The organism is Chryseobacterium aurantiacum, assembly GCF_003020585.1.
GTDB classification, from domain to species: Bacteria; Bacteroidota; Bacteroidia; order Flavobacteriales; family Weeksellaceae; genus Chryseobacterium; species Chryseobacterium aurantiacum.
Genome location: NZ_PXUE01000008.1, coordinates 82,940 through 106,530 on the forward strand (window position 1 = coordinate 82,940; position 23,591 = coordinate 106,530).

At 34.1% G+C, this 23,591-nt stretch carries 19 protein-coding genes and 1 tRNA gene; 7 read left to right on the forward strand and 13 right to left on the reverse strand.

Annotation, left to right across the window (positions count from 1 at the left end):
- Position 1 precedes the first annotated feature (1 nt).
- The 3 genes from C7D53_RS20090 (at position 2) to C7D53_RS20100 (ending at position 1,701) form a co-directional block, all read left to right on the forward strand.
- A complete protein-coding gene (locus C7D53_RS20090; protein ID WP_106918182.1) occupies positions 2–226 on the forward strand; it encodes a signal peptidase in 225 nt (74 codons plus the stop codon).
- Positions 227–287: 61 nt separating this feature from the next.
- On the forward strand, positions 288–1,580 hold the full coding sequence (locus C7D53_RS20095; RefSeq protein ID WP_106918183.1) for a TlpA family protein disulfide reductase: 1,293 nt from the start codon (positions 288–290) through the stop codon (positions 1,578–1,580).
- 47 nt (positions 1,581–1,627) lie between these two features.
- A tRNA-Met gene (locus tag C7D53_RS20100) sits at positions 1,628–1,701 on the forward strand.
- A 330-nt stretch (positions 1,702–2,031) separates the two neighbouring features.
- Here the strand turns inward: C7D53_RS20100 and C7D53_RS20105 are convergent.
- From C7D53_RS20105 to C7D53_RS20145, 9 genes are all read right to left on the reverse strand, one after another.
- Positions 2,032–3,330, reverse strand: a complete 1,299-nt coding sequence (locus C7D53_RS20105) for an HlyD family secretion protein (protein ID WP_106918184.1) — start codon at positions 3,328–3,330, stop codon at positions 2,032–2,034.
- A gap of 61 nt (positions 3,331–3,391) precedes the next feature.
- Entirely contained in the window at positions 3,392–5,584 is a 2,193-nt protein-coding gene (locus C7D53_RS20110; protein ID WP_106918185.1) for a peptidase domain-containing ABC transporter, read from the reverse strand.
- Between the two features lie 82 nt (positions 5,585–5,666).
- A complete protein-coding gene (locus C7D53_RS21065) occupies positions 5,667–5,831 on the reverse strand; it encodes a bacteriocin-like protein (RefSeq protein ID WP_162926236.1) in 165 nt (54 codons plus the stop codon).
- Between the two features lie 101 nt (positions 5,832–5,932).
- A complete protein-coding gene (locus C7D53_RS20115; RefSeq protein WP_106918186.1) occupies positions 5,933–7,441 on the reverse strand; it encodes a thioredoxin domain-containing protein in 1,509 nt (502 codons plus the stop codon).
- Positions 7,442–7,773: 332 nt separating this feature from the next.
- Positions 7,774–8,889 (reverse strand): grasp-with-spasm system SPASM domain peptide maturase, encoded by a 1,116-nt coding sequence (gwsS, locus tag C7D53_RS20120; protein WP_228422452.1) that lies wholly within the window; start codon positions 8,887–8,889, stop codon positions 7,774–7,776.
- A gap of 157 nt (positions 8,890–9,046) precedes the next feature.
- The gene (gene gwsG / locus C7D53_RS20130; protein WP_106918189.1) at positions 9,047–9,949 is read right to left on the reverse strand and encodes a grasp-with-spasm system ATP-grasp peptide maturase; all 903 of its coding nucleotides are present in this window, start codon (positions 9,947–9,949) and stop codon (positions 9,047–9,049) included.
- Positions 9,946–10,842 carry a hypothetical protein gene (locus C7D53_RS20135; protein WP_106918190.1) on the reverse strand — a complete coding sequence of 299 codons (897 nt, stop codon included), beginning with the start codon at positions 10,840–10,842 and terminating at the stop codon, positions 9,946–9,948. Before C7D53_RS20135 ends, gwsG begins: the two co-directional genes overlap by 4 nt.
- A 118-nt stretch (positions 10,843–10,960) precedes the next feature.
- Complete coding sequence (locus C7D53_RS20140; protein ID WP_106918191.1) at positions 10,961–11,161, reverse strand: TIGR04139 family peptide modification target; 201 nt, start codon at positions 11,159–11,161, stop codon at positions 10,961–10,963.
- 229 nt (positions 11,162–11,390) lie between these two features.
- The gene (locus tag C7D53_RS20145) at positions 11,391–13,187 is read right to left on the reverse strand and encodes a helix-turn-helix domain-containing protein (RefSeq protein ID WP_106918192.1); all 1,797 of its coding nucleotides are present in this window, start codon (positions 13,185–13,187) and stop codon (positions 11,391–11,393) included.
- 206 nt (positions 13,188–13,393) lie between these two features.
- Here C7D53_RS20145 and C7D53_RS21070 point away from each other — a divergent pair, with 206 nt between their 5' ends.
- Genes C7D53_RS21070 through C7D53_RS20160 form a run of 4 tightly spaced genes read left to right on the forward strand, consistent with a single transcriptional unit; the run spans position 13,394 to position 18,798 of the window.
- Entirely contained in the window at positions 13,394–13,567 is a 174-nt protein-coding gene (locus C7D53_RS21070; protein ID WP_162926237.1) for a hypothetical protein, read from the forward strand.
- 14 nt (positions 13,568–13,581) lie between these two features.
- The gene (locus tag C7D53_RS20150) at positions 13,582–15,762 is read left to right on the forward strand and encodes a prolyl oligopeptidase family serine peptidase (RefSeq protein WP_106918193.1); all 2,181 of its coding nucleotides are present in this window, start codon (positions 13,582–13,584) and stop codon (positions 15,760–15,762) included.
- A 1-nt stretch (position 15,763) separates the two neighbouring features.
- Positions 15,764–17,953 (forward strand): lantibiotic dehydratase family protein, encoded by a 2,190-nt coding sequence (locus C7D53_RS20155; RefSeq protein ID WP_106918194.1) that lies wholly within the window; start codon positions 15,764–15,766, stop codon positions 17,951–17,953.
- Positions 17,950–18,798, forward strand: coding sequence for a thiopeptide-type bacteriocin biosynthesis protein (locus C7D53_RS20160; RefSeq protein ID WP_228422454.1), 849 nt, complete (start codon positions 17,950–17,952; stop codon positions 18,796–18,798). The genes C7D53_RS20155 and C7D53_RS20160 overlap by 4 nt, the downstream gene beginning before the upstream one ends.
- Positions 18,799–19,382: 584 nt before the next feature.
- On the opposite strand, the gene C7D53_RS20165 is transcribed toward C7D53_RS20160, so the two are convergent.
- From C7D53_RS20165 to C7D53_RS20180, 4 genes are all read right to left on the reverse strand, one after another.
- Complete coding sequence (locus C7D53_RS20165; protein ID WP_228422456.1) at positions 19,383–20,342, reverse strand: DUF3810 domain-containing protein; 960 nt, start codon at positions 20,340–20,342, stop codon at positions 19,383–19,385.
- A 91-nt stretch (positions 20,343–20,433) separates the two neighbouring features.
- Positions 20,434–22,203 (reverse strand): MFS transporter, encoded by a 1,770-nt coding sequence (locus C7D53_RS20170; protein WP_106918196.1) that lies wholly within the window; start codon positions 22,201–22,203, stop codon positions 20,434–20,436.
- Positions 22,204–22,243: 40 nt separating this feature from the next.
- A complete protein-coding gene (locus C7D53_RS20175) occupies positions 22,244–22,972 on the reverse strand; it encodes a lysophospholipid acyltransferase family protein (protein ID WP_106918197.1) in 729 nt (242 codons plus the stop codon).
- 3 nt (positions 22,973–22,975) lie between these two features.
- Complete coding sequence (locus C7D53_RS20180) at positions 22,976–23,434, reverse strand: GtrA family protein (RefSeq protein ID WP_106918198.1); 459 nt, start codon at positions 23,432–23,434, stop codon at positions 22,976–22,978.
- Between the last annotated feature and the right edge of the window lie 157 nt (positions 23,435–23,591).

Genomic DNA, 23,591 nt, shown 5'->3' on the forward strand with positions numbered 1-23,591 from the left:
TATGAAAACTATAAATAAGCTAGTATTTGCATTCTTTCTCTTCGCCACATTATTGGTAAGGGCAGATATAGATGATATGCCAGTTCCAGGTGGAGGAGGTACCGGAGGACACGGTACCGGAGGTGCACCATCATCACCAATTGATATGTATGTGTACTTACTTTCTATTGTGGCATTTGCATTCATTGCATACTATACAAAAAAGTATAAAAGCGTAAAAGCATAAAATTTTATTAAAATAATATCAAACTCTCTGATTAGTCAGAGAGTTTTTTTATTTTTACTCTATGAAAAAGGTTTATACATTATCTGCAGTTTTAGCTGCATTTGCTCTGCAGGCTCAGTTTACAGTTACAGTTCAGGCCTCCGCAGATTTTAAAGATCAGGATGCTATTCTATATACATTAAACGGTTCAAAAGATATTATTGTTACTAAAGAACAAAGCAAGAACAATACATGGACCTTTAAATATCCCAAAAACTATATGGGGATGATGAAAGTATACTTCCCCGGAACCAATAATACAATTAGCTTTATCTCTGAAAACAAGGATGTAAGTCTTAAGCTTGAAACTCAGAATAATAAAGTAAAGGAGATTGTTTATGTAGATGAAGCAAATGATCTGATGAGTAAGCAGCAGGAAGGCTCACAAAAGAAAGAACTTATTCTGCCGGCTTTGGCTCAGATCAAAGAATATTATAAAGACAATACAGACTTTGGAAAAGCTTTGAAATTGGAAATTGACAGACTTTCAGGGAAAGCGAGTTCAATTGATGCTGCAAAGCATCCATTCATCTCTTATTATAACACCAATTACAGTAAGTTTCTTTCTGCTCCTGTAGATGCTGCTAAAAAAGTAGATCAGGAGGAAATTATCAACTTTCTGGATAAGTCCAATGATATGCTAGAAAGTTCATCGTTGCTAAGGCCTGTATTGGTGGCTTATTTGAACTCTGGAGGTAACGCTAATGTTGGAGCTTCAGTAGATAAACTTTTAGACCGTTTAAAGGTAGAAACACCAAGAGGGCAGACGGTATTATCCGAACTTATTGACATCTTTGATGTATATGACATGGATGAGTTTAAAAATAAATACTTAAGCCAGGCGAAAAATCTTAAATGTACCATAAATGACAGACTTGCTACCACATTAAAATCTAATGCAAATGTGGAAATGGGAGCTGTTTTTCCAAATTATAAGTTCCAGTCTGCTACGAACACTACTGCTAAATCACTTCATGATATAAAAGCAGATAAAAAGGTTATTATTTTCTGGTCATCTACCTGCTCACATTGTGAAAGTGAGCTACCTAAGCTATTGGAAAAATATAATGATTTAAAAACAAAAAATATACAGGTTGTTGCTTTCTCTTTAGATGTTGACAAAAATGCTTATACCAGCAAGATTGCAGCATTTCCTTGGATCAATGATTCAGAATTGAGAGGATGGAACAGTAATTATGTAGATACTTACAATATTCATGCAACACCAACGTATTTTATTTTGGATGCTAACAATAAGATAATCAGCAAACCAGATCATGTTGGTGATGTTTTAGAATATTTTAAGTTAAAATAATTTTGGAGGTAAAGAAATATTTTCTATATTTGCACCACCAAAAAGGAGGCGAGGTAGCTCAGTCGGTTAGAGCGCAGGATTCATAACCCTGAGGTCACGGGTTCAATTCCCGTCTTCGCTACAATAAACCGCAATCATTACTAATGATTGCGGTTTTTATTTTATATTAAATCTTACTTTTCTCTTATTTTAAAGATCAAAAGCTATTAGATGGATTTCATAAAATTTACTCCTCAATAAGTAAATGCGATCCTGTCCTATAGAATTTGGGTATTTCATCACCAACTTTGTCTTATTAGTTTCTGTGCTTTTATGCCTATGTTAATTAATAGGCAGCAGCTCATGGTACTTTCCCTATTTTCAGGTAAAATGAATGATTGAGCAAGATATAAAGAAATCGTCCGCTTCATTACCCAATGAAACGGACGATTTTATTTTTGACTTAATTTTTTTAGGCCTGATAACCCAATAGCTTTCTGATCTGGTAGAAGAATCTTTCAATAAGTCTTAGATCCTGAGTTACGATCTCAGCGCTACCTCTAAGTTCTTTATCAAACGTAAGCGTTTTATTATAACTTGTTTTTAATCCTTTTGGCAATACTACATCTACATAATAGTTTCCTTTATCATCAGGAATAAGGGAAATGTTCTGAACTTTTCCTTCAATGATACCATATTCCTGAAAACGGTAATTGTCAAGTTTAATTAATACTTTCTCTCCAGGTATAATTTTTCCTGAGTTGATTGTAGGAACAGACATTCTGCCTACTAACTTCTCTTTATTCTTTGGCAGGATAGATACCATAGGCTCTCCGGCTTTTACAAACTGATTTTCACCAAAAAATTGCTGAAAACTGGCAACACCATCCGTAGATGAGATCACAAGATAATTTTGTTCCCATTGCTTTAAGGCTTTTCGAAGCTGTTCAAAAAGCTGCAAGGTTTGTGCAGAGTACGTAATCTTTTCTTTTTCATTATTAATAACCGTTACACTCTTGGTCTTGTTAATATTGGAAATACCTTCTTCTGCTTGGGAAATAGAGATATTAAGGTTCTCAAGATTTTGTTGAGCCTGCAGGTATTTGATCTTTTCATTTTCAAGCTCCATTGCAGAAATGACTCCCTGATTGAAAAGCTCCTGTGATCTATTGAAGTTTTTTCTGCTCAGATCATATTTTACAGACTCCAGGTTTTTCTGTTGTTTTAGGGTAGCCATTCTTATTCTGTATTCGGAAATACTTTGATTGCTGGCAAGACTTTCTGGGGCATACGGCTGTAGCCTTGTGAAAAGTTCTTCATCCTGGAAAGCTTTTGCAAAGCTGTTGTATTCACCCTGTAGCTCTCCCAGTTTATATCTTGATGCCTGTGCAAGAGGAAAAGAGTGCAGCTGATTGGGAGAAATGGAATCCACAATTTTCTTAAGCTCCAGAATATCTTTATAATTGGCTGCCGACTGCATCACCATCAATATATCATGCTTCTTTACTTCCTGATGATCTTTAATAAATATTTTTTCTATTTTGGTTGCAATTCTTGCCTCTATTTTCTCCGGAGGATTTTGAGAGGTTACAATAATGGGAGCCGGTACAAATTCCGGATACTTTATGATGTAGCTCATCACAAAAATAAGCAGGATAATAATGAAAATCATGGTATTTCCCCAACGTATCATCCAATGAGGCGGCTGGGTCAAAATATCCTGTACGCTTTCGGAGCGAAGTTCAATATTGTCTAAAATGTCTTGTTTCATTTTTTTAGAATAAAATTTCTACCTAATACTTAAAGGAGAATAAAATTTAAATAAACAGGTCTTAATTTCCTAGTTCGAGCTGGTTTTTTACCAATCTGTAATATTCACCTCTTAAATCAACCAGTTCTGCATGGCTGCCTTCTTCTACAACCTTACCTTTATCCAGTACAATAATCTTATCGGCATGTTTTACTGTAGAAAGCCTGTGAGCAATAACAACTGCTGTTTTGCCTTTAAAGAATTGTTCAAGATTCTCCATAATGACTTTTTCATTATTGGCATCCAATGCTGATGTAGCTTCGTCAAACAAAATATATTCCGGAGACTTGTAAACGGCTCTTGCTATAAAGAGTCTTTGCTTTTGTCCGCCACTTACTCCAACTCCTTCATTTCCGATTTTTGTATTGTAACTTAAAGGAAGGGTTTCTATAAATTCTCTGATGTTTGCAATTTCTACGGCACGTCTTAATTTTTGCTTGTCAATATGGTCCTCACCAATGGCAATGTTATTGGCTATCGTATCATTGAATACGTATCCTTCCTGCATTACTACACCACAATGGTCTCTCCAGAATCTTGGAGAAATATTCTTTAGATTGGTACTCCCGATTTTAATTTCTCCCTGATCAGGATCATAAAACTTCATTAAAAGCTTTAACAGGGTTGTTTTTCCGCTTCCGCTGGCTCCTACAATAGCTGTAGTCTGTCTATAAGGGATAGAAAGGTTTAGATTTTCAAAAACAGGAACATCGGATCCAATATATCTGAAAGACATATCTTTAATTTCAATATCTCTATGAGGGATTTCTGTAGCGTATTGTTCGTTTTTATCTTCTTCGTCCTCCTTATCGTGGATTTCACCAAGTCTTTCAAGGGATATTTTGGCATCCTGAGTTTGCTTGATAAAGTCTATTAACTGTAAAAGTGGGCTGTTCAGCTGTCCAATGATGTATTGTACAGAAAGCATCATCCCTAAGGTTAGGTTTCCACTTAAAACCAGTTTTGCTGAAAGGAAACTCACCAGAATATCTTTCATCTGATTAATGAAGTTTCCTCCTACAGACTGCCATTGCTCTAAGGAGAGAGATTTTATTCTAATTTTAAATAATTTTACCTGAAGAAACTCCCAATCCCATCGTTTCTGCTTTTCAGCGTTATGCATTTTAATTTCCTGCATACCGTTGATAAGCTCAATAACTTTACTTTGTTCCTGGGAAACCTGAGAGAATCTTTTATAATCAAGTTCCTTTCTTTTTTTAAGGAAGAAACTAATCCATCCGATATACAGTGCTGCACCCACAAGATATACGATGAAAAGCCTATAGTCATAAAACAACAGTACAATACTGAAGATAATAAGGTTGACCATAGAAAATAGGGTATTCAGTGAAGAACTCGTAAGGAGTTGCTCTATTCTGTGGTGGTCATTAATCCTCTGCATAATATCTCCCGTCATTCTTGTATCAAAAAAGCTTATAGGAAGTTTCATCAGCTTAATGAAGAAATCGGAAATAATTGAGATATTAATTCTGGCGGAAAGGTGGAGAAGAATCCAGCTTCGAATAACTTCAATACCCATTCTTCCAAAGAATAGCATAATCTGAGCAAGAAGAACCAGATAGATAAAGTTAATATCCTGGTTTTGTATCCCGACGTCTACAATACTTTGGGTAAGAAACGGGAAGACTAATGACAGTAAACTTCCTGCCAATAATCCTACAGCCAGTTGTATAACAAGTGATTTGTATTTAAGAAGATATTTTGAGAGAAAAGAAAAGCTTGCCTTACTTTCCTCGTTATCAAATTCGGTTTGGAAGAATGCAGGGGTTGTTTCCAAAATAAGGGCAATACCTTCTTCTGTATTTTCGTTAGCATTTTCTCCGATCCAGGATTTGATAAATTCTTCCTGGTTATAGGTAATCAGGCCATAGCTGGGATCTGATATGTAGATCTTGTTATTTTTATCGGTTTTATAAACAACAACAAAATGGTTTTTATTCCAGTGTACAATACAAGGTAAAGGAACTTCCTCCACAAGAGATTTGAAGTCAATTTGGACTCCTAATGAACGGAATCCCAGATTTTCTGCAGCATCACTCAGCCCAAGTAGGCTGCTTCCTTCACGGGTAGTTTCAGAAAGGGCACGAATCTGTTGTAGTGAGATGCTTTTACCGTAATATTTACTTACAATTCTAAGACATGTGGGGCCACAGTCTTTGGTGTCTGGTTGCTTATAAAAAGGAAATTTTTTCAAAACTAATAATCATTATAAAATGTCGTCATATTCTGACGACATTTTTACTTTATTCAATATTATAATTCAATGAACTGGTTGGCTAGTAGTAGCACCATTTGTTACATGCATTTATAGCTCCTTCTTTAGGTGGATTTATTTTGGATTCGCAATAGCTTGCTTCACTCTGAATTCTTGCGCATTCCTGAGTGATACCACCTTTCAGGGTTCTTAGGTTCTCTCTTGAGAGTTTTTTTAGATTTTTCATAATACATAGTTTTTTGGTTTTCCTACTCTTTTAATAGCTTTTCGGAGGCCGCTTTTATTTTTCCTAAGATAGTGAAATTTTCGACTTGCTGATATTCATTACTAAAAGTCTTCATCTTCTATTAATTCATCAACAAAGAACACAATATCTTCTCGATCATACTTTTCAGGGTACTGATATCCATTGATAATGAAAACAGGGGTAAAGTTGAGTCCAGCATTACTGTTTTCTGTGGACATTCCAATTAATGCATTCAGGTTTTCAGATGTAGGAACGCCTCCGGACAAGGTATTGATTTTTCCTTCATCCTTTGTTTCAAACCATTCTTCCACCGCATTCAGAAATTCTTTTTCTGTTTTGTTATTGTAGATATGTGCTAAATCTGAGATCAATCGGGTGTATTTTTCCTCTGCTCTGTCCGGCATATAGTTGAATCTCATTTGCAGAGAAACATCATCAGGGTACTTTTCTAAAAGAGTTTCTACCAATTTGTGAGCATCCTTACAGAAGCCGCAATAGGGGTTGGAAACAATTGAAATACGAAGTCTTGCATCCTTTTTACCCACAGAGAAAGTATGGGTATCCTGAAATTCTATTTTTTCCTTTTCTAATAATTGACTTTTGAACAATTCATAATTCCTTTTAAACCTTAGGTTTTTGGCATTTGATTTTTGAAGTTCCTCTTTCTGTTCCAAGATTGAGTTAAAGTAAATAACGGTTGAGAAAATCAATGCCCATAAAATTATGATAAGTAAAAGAGTTCCGATTTCAAAAGGAAGATTTTGAAAGAAAAAACTACTAATGGCCAATTGCCCTACTAGAATAGAGATAATTAAAAGACAAACTCTACAAAATGCTTTTTCAACAAAAGCCTGAATATAAAGAGAGTAGCCAATCGCCAATATTGAAACGATAGTAAATCCTTTTATAATATAAGCAGTTCCCGGCAAGAATAGCCCTAATACGGCAAGTCCTGTAAAATAAATTAACGAAAAATCAGAAAATTTTAAACCTAGAATGCTGGTTTTATCCTGTTTTATAATTTTATCACAAGCATTAACGGTTTGAGCGGCTGTGGGTACACCACATATACTTCCGATTACAGTGGAGCTGTTTCCGAATTTTTGATTAAATATTTCTAACGAGATATAAACCCCTGCCAGTGAAAGAAGATTAAAAACAGCTTCATATATCTGTAGACTTAGAAGTGAATAAATAAGAATTACAGCAAAAATAGCATACAGAATCGGTTTGAAGTTGAATGCCAGTTTATTTTCTGCTTTTTCTGTCTTTTCAAACAGAAGCACAAAATTTGTTGATTTGTTGTAGAGTTCTTCCTGGTTAAGTGTTTTAGCTTTTTCTGAGTAAACTGAGTAACTATTTCCTGATTTCTTTACCAAAGAGAAAGAATTTTCTACAATGGCAATAAATTCTTCAGGAAGCTCATTCCAATATTCCTTGTCTAATTCATATGCATCATTTTTTACTCCCATAAAATTCAAAGTATCGCTAAATGCTAATGCAGATGGGTAATTGGGATGGGAATTAAACTGGAAGACGAACTCCTGTTTATCAAGTTTTAAGTAGTTAATTAGTTTGTCAAAAATCATATTAATATTTTTATCTAAAATACACAGATGTTTTAAATAAACAAAAAAATTTTTCTTTTATTAGTGAGATATATACGGTAGTTGATAGATTTGATTTGACTTTCAATATTTTATTTTACCGTATTTGGCTTGAAAAATATTTTTTGTTGATGTAGAATATATCTTACATTATAAAAAGAGGTGCGCGTTCGTTCCATTTTCCCACAGATGAATATTTAAAAGTTTTCATGGTTAAATTGACATTCATTGTAGCGCATCTGTGGGAGTAAAAGGAACTATATGATAGTATATAGCTAATGATCTGGTGGGGATCAGTATAAATTCTTATGTTTTTAGTACGTTGGCCTTGCTTTAAAAGACCTGTCCATATGATAATGTTTGATTGCTTTTTGTTTCAATGGGTTTTTTGTCCAGTCTTCCCATACACCGGTATAAGGATCATATCCACATTTTAAAGGTTTTGAAATATCAAGCCCCTCCTTATTCTTCCTATTTCTTTCTGTAAATGCTCTGCAGTCTGTACAGACATACCGAAATTCACAATCTTTGCAGCCATCAATATGATCTTTTGTAAGGTTCCAGTACTTTTTGAAACCAGTTTTTGCCAAGGCATCTTCAAGACTTGAGGTATGGATGTTTCCAAAGCTTTCCGGCATTAAGGGACAATTTTTAATATTTCCGTTGATATCAATACCTATTTTTTTATTCAGACAGGAATTGTGATTAATGGCCTCCAATACTTTTGATAGATTGGTATTGAAATATTTAAGGTTTACCTTTCCGCAAGCGGATATTTGAATGTTTTCATGGTTAAAGTTTATGGTAAACCTAAATATTTCATTGTTTTTAAAAGGTTGTTTTTTGCAGTTATAAAAAATAAGACTATCAATTCTTGAAGTAGTTTGGTTCAGAGCTTGAAAAAAAGATTTATCTAAGCCCTCATGAAAAGGAGCAAATATTTCAATACTTTCTAAGACTGAGTCTTTAAATTTATCATCAATATTCTGATACTCTTCTCTTGAAAACTCCCTTTTACTGTAGATTACCAAATGTTTAACACCCAGGTTATCAATAGAATGTTTTATTTTGTCAAGAGTGAGTAGATCATTAATTTCTATAAAAATATTAGAGAGGTCACTATGGTCTTGAAATCTGTGAGAAAGTGGCGGGAAATTTTTGTCCCAATCATTTTCAGTAATAAAACCAAATTCTTCTTCCAACAAGAAACCTAAATATTCATTGATAATTTCTTGAGATTCATCATCATAATTTTTAACAAGATCTTCAAGAGAATTTACTTTCAATTCTTCAATCAGCTCATACAGTTCTAAAGGGTACAGTTCTGATATATTCCTCTGAAGGTCAGAAATAAGTATCCTGGTAACTCCCTTTGTGATGGTAATATTACTGAATAGGTTGAAATATCTCATATCAATCTTGTCAAACATTTATAAGGTTTCAGCTTCACATAGAAATCTGTTTGGTATTTTTCGCAGGAGACCGTTATATTAGGGTGTTTTTTCTCGCGGCTTTTATTTTTTATAACATCAATATATTTAAACGTAAGAGGCAGTTTTTGCTTTTCTTTGGTCATGAAGTTCTTTTTCATAGGTAATCTGCTATTTCTTTTTCCAATGAATAATTACAGGTCACAGAGGGACCCAAAAACTGTCCCACAGTATTAATTTCCAGAAAATAATGCTTGTCTCCACTTTTAATAAAATCCAGAGAACCACAATTCAGATCCAAGGATTGCATGAGTAAACACACTTTTTCTTCAATATCTTTTGGAAGATCATAGGGGACTTTCCTGGTGGGTTTTTTATCATTATATTTTCTGAAATCAACCTTGGTTTGTTCATTATTTTGTGAAAATATTGCCGTTGACCAGATTTTTCCATTCAGATAGAAACTCCTGATTTCAAAATCTTTTTCAATTTTTTCCTGAAAAAAAGTGATAAAAAAGTCTTCATTTTCAGTTTCTTTAACAACAGTTGTGTACATCATACCACTGGAATCCTTGATAATATTTTCCATTCTTGGGTTTCCTCCAATGGTTTTGATGATGGTTTTATCTAAAACTACATCATCTGTATTACTTGCCAGAAAATAAGAGGGAACATCCAAACCTATTTTTTGTGCCTTTTCAAGCACAAGTAACTTATTAACATCACTGTTGCTTTCCTTGTTTATATGTTTTTTTGATTCTAGTGTCTTTTTGATATAATCTTCCAGCCAATGCTGGTATTCATTCATATTAATATTGATAGATTCATTTTTGTACTGTACGTGCCTAAAGTTCAGGCCACCTCTTCTGTACCATACGCTGGTAATCTCGTCAATAAAAAAACAGTTTCTGTGACTTTCGATATAAATCCGTTTTTCCTTTGTCTTAATATCAAAAACTTCATCCTCATTAACGCGAATAAAGCTTTTACCCATTTTTAACAGCCACTTTATAACTTCGGTTGTCGTGATTTCGTGATTTTGAGAGATAATCAGTATCATTTTTCCTTTTTATTCTTTTTAGCAAAATCTTTAATGATAGCTTGGGCGTGCTGTATGCTAGGTAATCCTATACTTTTACGGTTACGATTGACGGTAATAGTGTCTTTTATATTTTCATAACCTTGATATACTCCATACGTATAGGGTTGTTTATGGTGTATATTATTTCGGTCTATCATTGCTGCGTAATCCCGGGGAGGGCAATCACCGGATTTTACATATTCCAGTATTTTGGCTTTAAAATATGGCTGATACTCGTCGTAATCAGCCATATGAAGTAGCACTGGTCCTGATGGCATAAAAAAATCCCCATTCCACAAACCTATTTTCTGCATACTGGGAAAGCCATCATTCTCAAACATCCATTTTAATAGCTTAGCATTTTTTTCATCATTCTTGAAAATATCCGAACTGTTGCCGCTTCTACGGCTATCTTGATCACGCTTGAAAGCAACAGTAAAAGAATCCACCAGTTTTTGATTAAGATTTTTTTTCCATTGAGCAACTGTTTGCTCAACTTCAAGACTGTCTATTCCATATTTTTGATAAAGCCAGTAAAAATCTTTGTTAGTTTTATGATAAGGAGCAATCAGGGTTATTAGTTTTTTTAGATTTTTTTTGCCCCCAAAGTTTATATCTTTTTTGTCTGCAAGTATGATATAATTGGTAAATTCTTCAATACGGTCCTGATTCTTAGGAGGATATTTCCTGAATAGTTTTTTGTATTCCTTAATAGTAATAAGAGTGTCTTTTTTTAGACGGTATAGGCTGTCAATTTCGTTAACCTTATTATAATAGTTGACATAGTTTAAGCTTCTGTTTTTACATGCAGAAAAAATAAAAAAAATGACTACTAGAATATAGGAAGAAGAGTTCCAAATCTTATTTCTCATAAATTTTCCTAGCCGTGGCTAAAATTAATGTTTTGAAACTTTATCAGTACGAGTAACTCAATTGACTGTCAAAAAAAGAGAATAAATAGAGGGATTAACCCTCTATTATTGCTGAATATTAATCTAAGCTTGTGTCTATTTTTAAAGTACTCAGGCGTTTTCCATCTTTCCAAGTTTCTTTATCATAACAAGTCGAACCACAATCTGTTTCCACATAGCTATAGTCTCCAGCTCCCTGGATAGCTTTTAAATCAGTTCTTTGTAATTTTTTGTTTTCCATTGAAGAAAAGTTCCCCTTTAGTCCTTTTAGATTTTTCATTTTTTTAATTTTTAAAATTAATATTTTGCCATTTATATTCCCTGGCTTGGGAGTCGCTGATCAGCTTTTGGTATTTACGTTTTGTACTGTACACATACAAAAAATAAATCTTGTGTTTTTACCTGAAGCAAACATACAGAGGCTGCAATAAATAAAAAAACAAAAGGGCTAAGGATTTATAAATTTGGATATAAATTCATAAATAAAATGGATTGTAAGATATTGTAAATCAGTTATTTTTGTCTGTGATCTGTTTTTCGATCTCTTTTATATAGATGGAGGGTGTAGTACCTGTTTTTTTCTTAAAAGCCATATGAAAAGCCTGTACACTATTATAACCAATCTCTTCGGCAATAGCTGGTAATTTGTAAGAACGAAACTTTTTATCATGCACCAGACGATTGAGCGTATAGTCAATTCGAAGATCATTAATGTAGGAGGTGAAGTTCTTTTCTTTGTAAACATTGATTACTTCAGACAGGTAAGAAGTATTGGTGTTAATGTTTTTTGCCAGTTTTCCTAAGGTGATTCCTTTTGTGAGATATTGTTCTTTATTTTCAAACTTTTTCAAGGCTTCAAGAATAGGTTCAGTGGCTTCTTGTGGAAGGGATTTAGGAAGTTTATTATTTGATTCGGTTGTATCCGTTACTTCAATTAATTCAAATGGTTTACCAATTGGAGATTTAGATTCATTAGAAAAGGAGGTAGGTGTTAAATCTGTATCTTCTTCTTCGGATGATGTATCTGCAATGGTGTAGGGGGCAGGTTTATTTTCTTCTACCGCGCGTATCAGATCCTGGGCAATCTTTCTATGTCTTTTTTCAGCTTTTCTGGCTTTGAAGAATAAAATTACAGCAGTAATAAGCAATAAAATTAAGGCACCAATTAATGTGTAAAATAAATATTTTTTAATTTTCAGGTCCTGAATGATCACCTGTTTTTCCGCCAGAAGTTTAGGAGTATCATATTTTCTTTGAAGCTCTTTTGAAAGGTACCAGTATTCGGAATCTAAGAGCTTGTCTATTGCTAAGAAACGATCAATATAATATAGCTGTTTTTGTTTATCTTCTTTTGTTTTATAATAATCTATAAGATAGGTATATACTTCTCTTTGTTCAGGGAATGTGTAGTTATCTTTTTTTGCAATGGAGTCTACTTTTACAAAATTTTCTGCCGCTTTTTCCTTTTGCTGCAGCCCTGCATAAGCCTGTGCCACATAGAAAAATGAATACGTTATATCTCTTGTATCACCATCTTTCAGAAAAAACTGCTTACTCTTCTGGGAAGATTCAGCTGCTGCTTGAAATTTACCCATCTTTAAATTATAAAAAGTTAGGAGTGATAAATACTGATGATATTTATAAGGATCTGCTTTCTTAAAGGCCTGTAACCCCTCTGTAATTAATATTTTAGCAGAATCCATTTTATTGATCTCAATATAGGTATCCGCTAAGTTTGTTCGTATCTTTTCTATTTCATTTTCATTCAGATAATCAGCATTTACTAAATAGTATCTTAATACTTTGGCGGCTTCAGCATGCTTTCCTACATAACTGTTTAGGTAGGCAATATTGGTTTCTGCCAGTGCAATTTGTCTTTTATTCCCTTTTTGCTTGGCATACTTTAAACCTATTATATAATTATCTAATGCCTGTTTTTGATTATCATATTTAAAAAAAATATTAGCTCTTAATAGATAAATACGGGCGGGATATACATTATCAGAAATCTTTTTGGCAACCATGGCCATGCTGTCGATATACTTAAAAGCGTTTTCCTTATTGGCGTTGATGCATTTATAAGCGTATGCTTCAGCTATTTGAGGGTTGTTTTTTTCTCTTTTAGCCTTATGCAAATAATATTCTGCTATTAGTCCTGCTTCAGCAGACTTTCCTTTATAGTTATAATCGTAAAATTTATTTTCTAAGTCTAAATAAGAAGCTCCCTTAAGAGAATCGTTTATAGGAGTAGATTGTGCATTGGTAATACCAAATACGATAAAAAATAGAAGTTGGAGATATTTCATTTCCTGGTCTTGTGCTTTATTTACCTGTACAAAAATAAAACTTATTTCTTAGAATAGTGAGATTGATTTTGTTAAGTGCAACGTTTGAGGATATAGTTTATTGATATATCACTTGTTCCTAGTGATTTGTAAATTATCATAAAAATTTGATTGGTTTTAGAAAAATATTGTTTTATTTGCATAGTAAGATTATTAAATTTATTACAATGAAAAAAGCAAAACAAACTGAAAAAAAATTATCTCTTAAAAAATTACAACTCACTAAAATTAATAATCCAGGAAAAGTTTTCGGAGGGACTCAAGCCGTTTTTGCATCAGAAGACTGTGAGGATATGGATAATGGTAGCAAACCGAGAACAGGACATGATACAGGAAGATAATAAGTTTTTTTAAAATGAATAAGTTACTTTTTGTTATTACTCTTTTTTTTTTAAAATTGGACGCACAAAATGCCCCTTCCTTTCCAGTTACAGATAAATATTTCGGGACTAATATTGTGGATCCCTACAGAAATCTTGAAGATCTTCGGGATTTAAAAACCACATCATGGATGAAGTTGCAAACAGAGAAGGCGGATGCTATTCTAAATACACTTTCAAACCGTGATTATTATGCAAAGAAAAGATTGGTTCTGGACCAGAGGCAAGGATATATTGTATCCGATTTAAAAATTACAGCCAATGACAGATATTTCTATCTGAAGAAAGGAGCTGATGAAAAAATAGCAAAAGTATATTATAAAGAAGGTCTTAATGGGCAGGAAGTACTGCTATATGACCCTGCTAACTTAAAGGATAATTCATTGATTTCAATCAATGGTTATTCAGTAAATTTAATAAGTCCGAGTTGGGATGGTAATAAACTTGCAATATCTGTAGCCGAAAAAGGAAAAGAAGTTTCTCAGGTTATCGTAATGAATGTTTCCAACAGAAAAATCTATCCTGAAATTATATCGCAAACCAATCCCTCTTCTGTAGGAGGAATAAAATGGCTTGAAGATAATACCGGTTTCTTCTATATCTATTACCCGGTTATTGATATTACCTCTGATTTATTTTCCAGTAATACAGAATCAGTTCTTTATAAAATAGGAGAGGACCCCAACAAGAGAAATGTTGTTTTTTCCAGTATAAATAACCCCGATTTAAAAATAAGTGCAGAAAAGTTTCCTGCCATATTGGCTTTCAATGCTGATGATCCCTATTATATTGGAATACTGGTAGATGTAGAAGATAACAGAAAGACTTTTGTTATCAAAAAAGAAGACCTATTAAAAGGAAAAAAAAACTGGACTACATTATATAATAAGGAAGACAAAGTATTTTATGTAAGATTAGCAGGAGAAGAAATCATTTTTTTATCAGGGTATAATTCTCCAAATTTTAAGCTGTGTAAAACAAGCGTTAAGAATGCTAATTTTAAAAATCCGGAAGTTTTAGTTCCTGAAAAGAAAGATGAAGTTATTAAAAGTTATACAATCACGAAAGACGGTATTTATTTTACAACCACAAAAAATGGGGTAGATGCAAAGCTTTATTTATATAAAGACGGAAAAGAAATGCCCATATCATTACCTTATGTTTCTGGAAATATTAGTTTGCAGTCTAAAGGGAAAAATTTTTCAGACCTATGGATAACCTGCTCCGGCTGGTTAAATGAGGGACAGCGCTTTAAATATAATGTAAAAGAAAATACATTTGTTCCTGAAAACCTGACCCCTCTTATTGAGTATCCTGAATTTAAAGATATTGTTGTAGAAGAGTTAACGGTAAAGTCAAGAGATAATGAAGATATTCCCCTATCATTAATTTATAACAAAAGCACTCTTAATAAAAATGGGACAGCTCCTACTTTAATAGATGCCTATGGAGCCTATGGTATTTCAAGAAGTCCCTTTTATGCTAAAAGCTATTTGCTATGGGCAAATCAGGGAGGTATTGTAGCCGTTGCTCATGTGAGAGGTGGAGGAGAAAAAGGAGAAGAGTGGCACCTGGGAGGCTATAAAGAAACCAAACCTAATTCCTGGAAAGATCTAATTGATTGTACAGAATATTTAATAAAAGAAAAATACACCTCAAAAGATAAAACAGCTATCTGGGGAACCAGTGCAGGTGGAATTACAGTTGGCAGAGCAATGACGGAAAGGCCAGATCTATATAAAGCCGCCATTGTTGAAGTGGGAATGACAAATATGCTTAGATTTGAAAATACACCCAATGGAGAAGGCAATATAAAAGAATTCGGTACAGCTAAAAATCCGGAAGAATTTAAAAACCTATTGGAAATGGACGCTTATCACCATATTAAAAAAGGGACAAAATATCCTGCTACTTTAATAACCGGAGGAATTAATGATAATCGGGTGATTGTATGGCAACCCACTAAATTTGCAGCCAAATTAATGGCTGGTAACGCTTCAAGCAATCCTGTTTTATTAAAAATAGACTATGAGGGCGGTCATGGAAGTAATATTCCTATGGCACAAAGATACGCAGGCTTAGGTGATATCTTTGCTTTCGCATTTTGGCAATTGGGGCATCCTGATTATCAGCCTAAAGAAAATCCTAAAAAGTAAAATGTCCCGCTTTCCCTATCAGTTCTTTGAACAGTATATTTTCCGCTCCCCATTATTTCCTCTTAATGTTTTTCTTGAGAAGATGGGTAATGAAAAAATTTCAGAGGAAGACCTGAAGAAGATCTGCTCTGATCCTATTTACCTTGAAGCAGTTTATCTGGCTTCTCCCTATCTATATGGAGAAATTGAAAAGTGGATGAAAGGAGGAAAGCCTTTATCAACAAAGAAACAGGCGAAACTAAAGCAGACCATTTTGAAATACTATAATCGGATGAGTGCCAGATGTACACCATTCGGATTGTTTGCAGGAGTTGGACTGGGAGTATTTCAAGAAAACGCTCATGATGAGCTTGAGAGGACATGCGTAAGAGATACAAAACTGGATATGCACTTTCTGGTGGCATTATCTCAGCACTTAGCAAAAATACCTGAAATACATAAAAAATTACTGTATTTCCCCAATACAAGTATTTACCATGTTGGGCGAAGGATTCGATATGTAGAATATGAATATCTTGAAGGGAAAAGACAGTATATAATTTCGTCAATTGACAGATCGAATGAACTTGATGAAATTTTGAATAAAACCCAAAACGGAAAGACTCCGGATGAACTCATACAGGTCTTGAACCGAGGTGAAATTACAGAACTCGAAGCCGCAGAATTTATCCACGAGCTTATTGAAAATCAAATTTTGGTAAGCCAATTGGAGCCTAATGTTTCCGGAGATGACTTTTTAAATATCATTATTAAAATCTTAACAGAGCTTGAGTTAGAAACAGAAGCTCATACTTTGAAAGCTATACGAAGAAAGCTTGAAGAGCTGGATAAGAAGATTGGCAATTCAACACAACCGTATAAAGAAACCGAAGACTTACTAAGTTCACTTAAGGTAGACTATGAAAAGAAATTCCTGTTTCAAACAGACTTGTATTTTGAAAATAGCTTTAAGCTTCCCATACATTGGAAAAAAACACTAAAAACAGCGATTGCATTTTTTAATAAAATCAACATCCCAAGTAGAGAATCGGATTTTGAAAGGTTCAAGAATGCCTTTCGAGAAAAATTTGATACAAAAGAAGTTGCCCTTTCTTACGTTATGGATACCGAAATCGGGATAGGCTACCAACAGGGAAAGACGGCCAGAGCCTTACATCCTTATTTGGAAGATCTGGTCATTCCTCAGCTACCAGATAAAAAAAGACTACATTTTAATTTGAATGCTGTACAGGTTATTTTAAATAGCAAAATTCAAGAATGCTTACAGGAAAATCAATATTCTATTGAACTTTTTGATGAAGATTTTAAAGGTTTTGAAGAAAACTGGACTGATTTGCCGGATACCCTGTCAGTTATGGCTGAAATATATACCGATAAAGGTCAGGAAAAATTACATGTATACAGAGGGGGAGGAAGCTCTGCCGCAGAGCTGTATGCCAGATTCTGTTCCGGAAAATCAGATATCAGTAGCTATACAAGGAGCATCACAGAGAAAGAAAAAAGACTTAATCCTGATATTATTTTAGCCGAAATAGTTCATCTTCCTGAAGCCAGAATAGGAAATGTAATCCGCCGCCCGGTTCTTAGAGAATACGAGATCCCTTATCTGGCAGCTTCTACATTACCAAAAGAAAAGCAAATTGCTATAGATGATCTGTCTATTTCTCTCAAAAATGACAAGATTATTCTACGTTCCCAAAAACATAATCAAGAAGTAAGACCTTATCTTACCAATGCCCATAATTATTCATCAGATTCACTGCCTGTTTATCATTTTCTTTCTGACCTTTATTTCCAGACTCATTGTCCGGATCTTGGTTTTGATTGGGGTGATCTGGCACGTATCTATCATTTTTTGCCCAGGGTGGAATATAAAAATATTATTTTGGTAAAGGCGAGATGGCAGATCAGAAAAGAAGATATAGACCCCTTTTTATTTAAAACAGAAAAGATAGATTTATTTTTATCCACTTTTAAAATTTGGAGAAATAAAAGGAAAATACCTCAATGGGTACAGCTCACAAAGCTGGATAATACATTGATATTAAATCTGGAGAATTATGATTCTGTAAAACTATTCATAGATACTGTAGAAATAAAGAAGTCAGTAACGATTGAGGAATTTCTTCATCACGAAAAGACTGATTTTTCCTATCAGTTCGTATTTTCTTTTTATAAAAACGATAAATGATGAAAGCTGTAAGAGAGTTTATTCCGGGAAGTGAATGGCTGTATATTAAAATTTATACGGGAATCAAAACAGCAGATATTATTCTGGAAGAAGCTGTAGACCCATTGTTGCATAACTTTCAGGAAGAGAATTGGATCAAAAAGTGGTTTTTTATCCGCTACAATGATCCCAGACCCCATCTTCGGGTTCGGCTTGAACTCTCAGATTCTTCTCATTTCAATAAGATATTTGCTTTAATAAAGGACTGCTTAAAGGAATATATTGCTTCAGGAGAAATTTCAGGAATGATATTGGATACTTATCAGCGGGAGATTGAAAGATACGGTAATGATACTATTGAGCAGGCTGAGTTTTTATTCTGGAAGAGCAGTAGCAGCATCCTGAATGAGTATATTCATTTTGATGATGAAGATAAAATAATCATATCACTTTTTTATATCGATACTTTATTGGAATGCATTGGTTTACCGTTGCTGATGAAATTCGATTGGATAAAAAAAGATAACTTGGCTTTCAAGCAGGAATTTAATGCAGATAAAAGACTCAACAGCCGGCTGGATAAAAAATACAGAACATTTATTTTAAAGTATTCTGAATTTTTGGAGTCGGATGAGTATCTGGCTTTCAGACAGGATATTATAACAGAGGTTCGTGAGTCTGAAAAAGAATTGAAACATGTCATGGAACATTATCAGGGGGCTGTTCATGATTTTTTTCAAAGTATATTTCATATGCACATTAACAGAATGTTTGTCTCGAATCAGCGATTATTTGAAATGATTGTTTATGATTACTTGTTTCGATATTATAAATCACTTGTTTTTAAAAACAGGCTGTCCTTATAAAAGAAATATTCTGTTTCAAATCCCCCAAATTGTTTTTTTTGCATCATCATATCTTGCTCAATCCATCATTTTGAAAGTTGACGGGTAAAAAAATAGTCTTTCTGTCATTTTTTTGGATAATTATGAACAGTATTCTGGATTCCCTTTCATGGTCTTGTTTGGAGTTAAAAAATAGCTTTATACATGGCGATTTCTTAAGATTTAAATAGTAGAGATATCTTCATTTTGCATCTTGATAACTCCAATTTTCTACTTGGGCAAAATGGAGAATAACTGGAATATTTTAAATTTAAACAATTGTTTAGATTTGTAGGGAATTAACAGCTTAACTATAATTTGGTTGTTATTTTACTACCTGATGTGAGGGTTGACTATGATTCGTAATATTATAATGCGAACTCAAAGAAACTTAAAAAATCATAAAGTTTTCATAAAGTTTCAAAAAAGAAATAAAATGTTTTTGTATTTATAAAATATGTCGTACTTTTACATCGCCTTGAATGAGGGAACAAGTCAAGGTAATAAATTTTTTTTCATCATTTGTGTTTTTAGAATCGTATCGCCTGATACGATTCTTTTTTTGTTTATTTTTCGTAGTTTAAAAGGAGATCTATAAAGTAAGAGTAGGTGACTGAACCTTCCTGTTGATTACTTTGTAAGAAGAGATTATTGGTGAACCCAAATAGTTCATCAAGCCATCCCTGATGTTTAAAGATGAAGTTTCTTTCATAAGCACGGTCTCTTTTCATTGCCGGAGAGTAATTCTTAATCACGGATTTTACAAATTCAGGATCTTCATCCACAATAAATCGTAAAAGGCTTTTTAAGGTGAAATATTCTGTACTGTACCTTAAGTCTAAATTCGTGGAATTTATCCCCATCAGGTACCCTACAAAATTGGCTTCCTGCTCCCGGGCAAAACCAAGTTGATGGGAACTTTCATGGGCTGTTGTGAAAGGGATAAAAGTAGAGGGCAGCTCAGAATTGTATTGCGCTTCTGCTGTAAATGGATTATAGTAGCCTAAAATACCAGTATAGCTCATTACACTTTTAAATAAACTATGCTTTATGGAAAGAACCTGTGGTGCTTTTTTATCAGAAATATTGAACGGAAGCTTAGTTTGCTGTCTTAATATTTCCTGTTGTACAGATTTCAGATCAGTAACAACGAATATTCCATTATGATCTTCATGTACAGATTGTCGGGTGGCTTTACACTTTTCAAGATAATGGAGTGCTAGTCTTTTTGCTTTTCCTATTTCAGGCTTTTCCTGAGTTGAAAGTTTATGAATAATGGGGGTCTGAAAATAAAGCATTCCCCAAAATACCTGATACGTAAAATAAAAGATATTTGCGATCATTAGGATTCTGATGAGGGATGGCTGTCTGTTTTTTCTTTTAAATAGGGTAATAAGGCTGTATACAAGGGTTATTCCCAGCAGCACATAGATAATATCCCCCATGGAAAACGGAAGCCAGTTAAACAGCCTCTGGTGCGGTTCTTTCTGAATTTCAAAAAACCATTCAAAAAAGGAAACCATCATAGGAGACTTTGAAAAACAGTAAAACAAAAGAAATTGGGCAAGTAATAAACCTGCCCAAAACCTCTTCTTCTTATATAGATGTAATATATTTTTAGTGTGCACCTTCAGATTCTAAAACGTCAACGTTAATACCTTGTCTAAATAAAGATTTTTTTGCCAAATAAGCAAATAAAGTAATGTACACGAAGCACAGTACAGGAATTACGTAAGAGCTGTGGATTCCGATAATGTCGGAAAGTTTACCCTGAAGTGGCGGAATAATACCTCCTCCCAGAATCATCATCACTAAGAATGCAGATCCTTGTGCAGTATATTTTCCTAAACCGGTAATGGCTAATGTGAAAATAGATGGCCACATAATACTGCAGGCAAGACCTCCGGAAAGGAAAGCGTAGATAGCAACATTTCCTGTCGTCAATAATCCTGTAATCATAGCTGCAGTTCCAAATAATCCGAAGATAATCAATGTTACAGCAGGTTTATTTTTACTGATTAAGAATAGTATAACCTGAATGGCTACGCAGATTGCATAGAAGTACAGATGAGACATATCTTTTTGTGCAATCGTATTGATACCAATAATTACCGAAAAAGCGATAAAAGGAACAATGATGGTTGCAATGGTTTGTTGTTGCTTATTTAGGTTAAAAACAGCAATAGCACCCGTCCATCTTCCAATCATTAAACTTCCCCAATACATGGAAATATAAGGAGCCAGGTCAGATGACTGATGTCCACCGAATTCCGGCAGGCTTAAAAGCTCTCCCAGATTACTTCCAATAGCAACTTCTACCCCTACATAGGCAAGAATGGCAATCATACCAAGAACAAGCTGCGGATATTTCATGGCACCCCAGCCTTCAGCGTTTTTCTTTGCACTTGAATTGGCAAATACAAGACAAACAATTACAGCAAGCAAAGCACCTCCAAGATAGATCATTCTCTTTTTCTCTAATGGATGCTTTATTGTTTCCAGCTCAGTCTTTGTTTTAACAATTTGTGCCTGATAGGAATCAATTGTTGCAGCATTGGTTTCCTTTTTCACACTGCTTTCAAGTACAGTTATCTGATGGCTTAATGTCTCAATGCTTTTAGCCTCTTCAGAATTATAGCTGCTAAATACAGGGATAAAGAAAAGAATAACAAGGGCAGTCATTGCTATAAGTGTTTTTCTTGCCTTACCTGCTTTTTCCATAGGCTCAGTAGAGATCCCATCAGGAAGTTTCTTTGAAAAATAAAAGATCCCGGCAGCTATTAAGAACAATGCACCTACAGCAGTATAAAGCAAGATTACCTTATCAAGAGCCAAATGCTTGATTTGGTCATCGTCTACTGTGGCAGTAGTTCCAAAAAGAGCCAGTCCAACAATAATAGGCCCGATGGATGTACCAAACGAGTTAATTCCTCCTGCAAGGTTCTGTCGGCTTGCTCCGGTTTTAGGGTCTCCTAGCAGAACTGCAAAAGGGTTTGCTGCGGTTTGCTGGATCGAAAAACCCAGTGCTACTACAAATAAACCGATAAGCATTCCATAATATACATTGCTTTTAACAGCAATAATCATGATGGCTGCACCTAGGGCAGAGAGCAGTAGCCCGTAGACAATACTCTTTTTATATCCCCACTTACCAATAATATCAATTCCTTTTATGGTACTGAATATGAAAAGCAGTAAGGCTCCCAGAAAATAAGCGGTATAAAATGCAAAATCTATTAACTGAGACTGAAACTGGTCAAGAGAAAAATAGTTTTTACAAAAAGGGATGAAGATACTATTGCCGGCAGCAATAAAACCCCAGAAAAAAAATACAAGTACAAGTGTGTACAATGCCGGGTAATTAGTCGGCTGGTTGGTTTTTGACATATTTTATTGAAAATTTCGCAAACAAATATAACTATTTCTTTTAAATGGAATGCTCTATCAAGGTTTTTTTAATTACTTGATAAGCCTCTGCTTTTAAGTCTTTTGGAGAATCTGTAGGCTCTATAATTCCATTGAAATAGACCTTTACTCTTCCGGGATAGCCCTTGGAGTTTTCAAAAGGAAACATTTCCTTAAGTCCTATAAAAGTGTAAACTGCAATAGGAGAGTTGTGTTTTGAAGACAGCATAAATGCACCATCTTTAAATTCATCCAGAATAATAGAGGTGTCATCGGGGACTCCTCCCTCGGGGAAGATCGCTATGCTGTTGCCCTCTTCCATTTTTTCTGCACATCTTCGGTATACATCCGCACGGCTTCGGGCGCTGGACCTGTCTACCATTACACATATCCTTTTATAAATCGTTCCGAAGATAGGAATCTTTACCAGTTCCATTTTGCCTACAAAGCAAATCGGATGATCCGGAAATACAATGCAGGTAAGCATAATATCCATGATGGAAGTATGGTTCGAAATAAAAACATACTCTTTGTTTTTGTCTTTCTCTTCTTCAGAAAGCTTGATGAGGTCATACCTGAACCCCATGCCGTAAAACATGCCGAAGCACCAGAGTCTGATGAATTTATAAGCGAATTTATAATGCTTTTTACTGAAAGATAAAATATAAACGGGGATTCCAAGGGTTATTGTTAAAAAAAATGCTAACAACAACAGCCAAAATCGCCACAGATAATTTAAAATTTTTGCCACAGTTTAACCGTTAAAAATTACTTTCTTCTTTACTGAATAATTAAGAATGGAAACCAATAGAATTGCTGCAATTTTACTGATCATTTCCGGACTCAAGGTATAAAAAAATAAATTGATATTATCCTTAAATACAAAACTGTAAAATATTTGGAAGAAGCCTAAGCTTAGCAAAGTCGAAATAAAGGAAACCATCATAAAGTAAGCAAACTCTTTTTTCTTAGAATGCTTTCCTCTTTCAAAAACGAACCAGATGCTTAGAAAATAATTGGTGATAATTCCGCAACTGGTAGAGAAAATGTTACTTAAAGGATAGTGAATACCATGAAAATTGGTCTCGTTCTCAAAGAAGTGAGGGAGGTAGGTGCTGAATATCTTGAAGCTGCCAATTTCAACAATAGCACTTAGTCCTCCTGCAATAATGAAGAACAAAACCTGTTTCTGGCGTATGAGTATTTCTTTCATTTAATTTATATAAAACCTGAATATGTTGCATATTGTAATGGTGATTAGAATGTTTTATAGACAAAACAATGGTTAATCTAATGTATCTCGTGTATTAATAATGCTTTTCAGCTATTCATGATTGGGATACTTTACAATATGGATATGCAAATTTATA

Excerpts from the sequence above, each read along its gene's own strand:
- gwsS (WP_228422452.1), bottom strand. The coding sequence starts at position 8,889 with ATGTTTGACAAGATTGATATGAGATATTTCAACCTATTCAGTAATATT.
- C7D53_RS20160 (WP_228422454.1), top strand. The coding sequence starts at position 17,950 with ATGATGAAAGCTGTAAGAGAGTTTATTCCGGGAAGTGAATGGCTGTAT.
- C7D53_RS20140 (WP_106918191.1), bottom strand. The coding sequence starts at position 11,161 with ATGAAAAATCTAAAAGGACTAAAGGGGAACTTTTCTTCAATGGAAAAC.
- C7D53_RS20105 (WP_106918184.1), bottom strand. The coding sequence starts at position 3,330 with ATGAAACAAGACATTTTAGACAATATTGAACTTCGCTCCGAAAGCGTA.
- C7D53_RS20090 (WP_106918182.1), top strand. The coding sequence starts at position 2 with ATGAAAACTATAAATAAGCTAGTATTTGCATTCTTTCTCTTCGCCACA.
- C7D53_RS21070 (WP_162926237.1), top strand. The coding sequence starts at position 13,394 with ATGAAAAAAGCAAAACAAACTGAAAAAAAATTATCTCTTAAAAAATTA.
- C7D53_RS20145 (WP_106918192.1), bottom strand. The coding sequence starts at position 13,187 with ATGAAATATCTCCAACTTCTATTTTTTATCGTATTTGGTATTACCAAT.
- C7D53_RS20170 (WP_106918196.1), bottom strand. The coding sequence starts at position 22,203 with ATGTCAAAAACCAACCAGCCGACTAATTACCCGGCATTGTACACACTT.
- C7D53_RS21065 (WP_162926236.1), bottom strand. The coding sequence starts at position 5,831 with ATGAAAAATCTAAAAAAACTCTCAAGAGAGAACCTAAGAACCCTGAAA.
- C7D53_RS20135 (WP_106918190.1), bottom strand. The coding sequence starts at position 10,842 with ATGAGAAATAAGATTTGGAACTCTTCTTCCTATATTCTAGTAGTCATT.
- C7D53_RS20115 (WP_106918186.1), bottom strand. The coding sequence starts at position 7,441 with ATGATTTTTGACAAACTAATTAACTACTTAAAACTTGATAAACAGGAG.
- C7D53_RS20180 (WP_106918198.1), bottom strand. The coding sequence starts at position 23,434 with ATGAAAGAAATACTCATACGCCAGAAACAGGTTTTGTTCTTCATTATT.
- C7D53_RS20155 (WP_106918194.1), top strand. The coding sequence starts at position 15,764 with ATGTCCCGCTTTCCCTATCAGTTCTTTGAACAGTATATTTTCCGCTCC.
- gwsG (WP_106918189.1), bottom strand. The coding sequence starts at position 9,949 with ATGATACTGATTATCTCTCAAAATCACGAAATCACGACAACCGAAGTT.
- C7D53_RS20150 (WP_106918193.1), top strand. The coding sequence starts at position 13,582 with ATGAATAAGTTACTTTTTGTTATTACTCTTTTTTTTTTAAAATTGGAC.
- C7D53_RS20095 (WP_106918183.1), top strand. The coding sequence starts at position 288 with ATGAAAAAGGTTTATACATTATCTGCAGTTTTAGCTGCATTTGCTCTG.
- C7D53_RS20165 (WP_228422456.1), bottom strand. The coding sequence starts at position 20,342 with ATGATGGTTTCCTTTTTTGAATGGTTTTTTGAAATTCAGAAAGAACCG.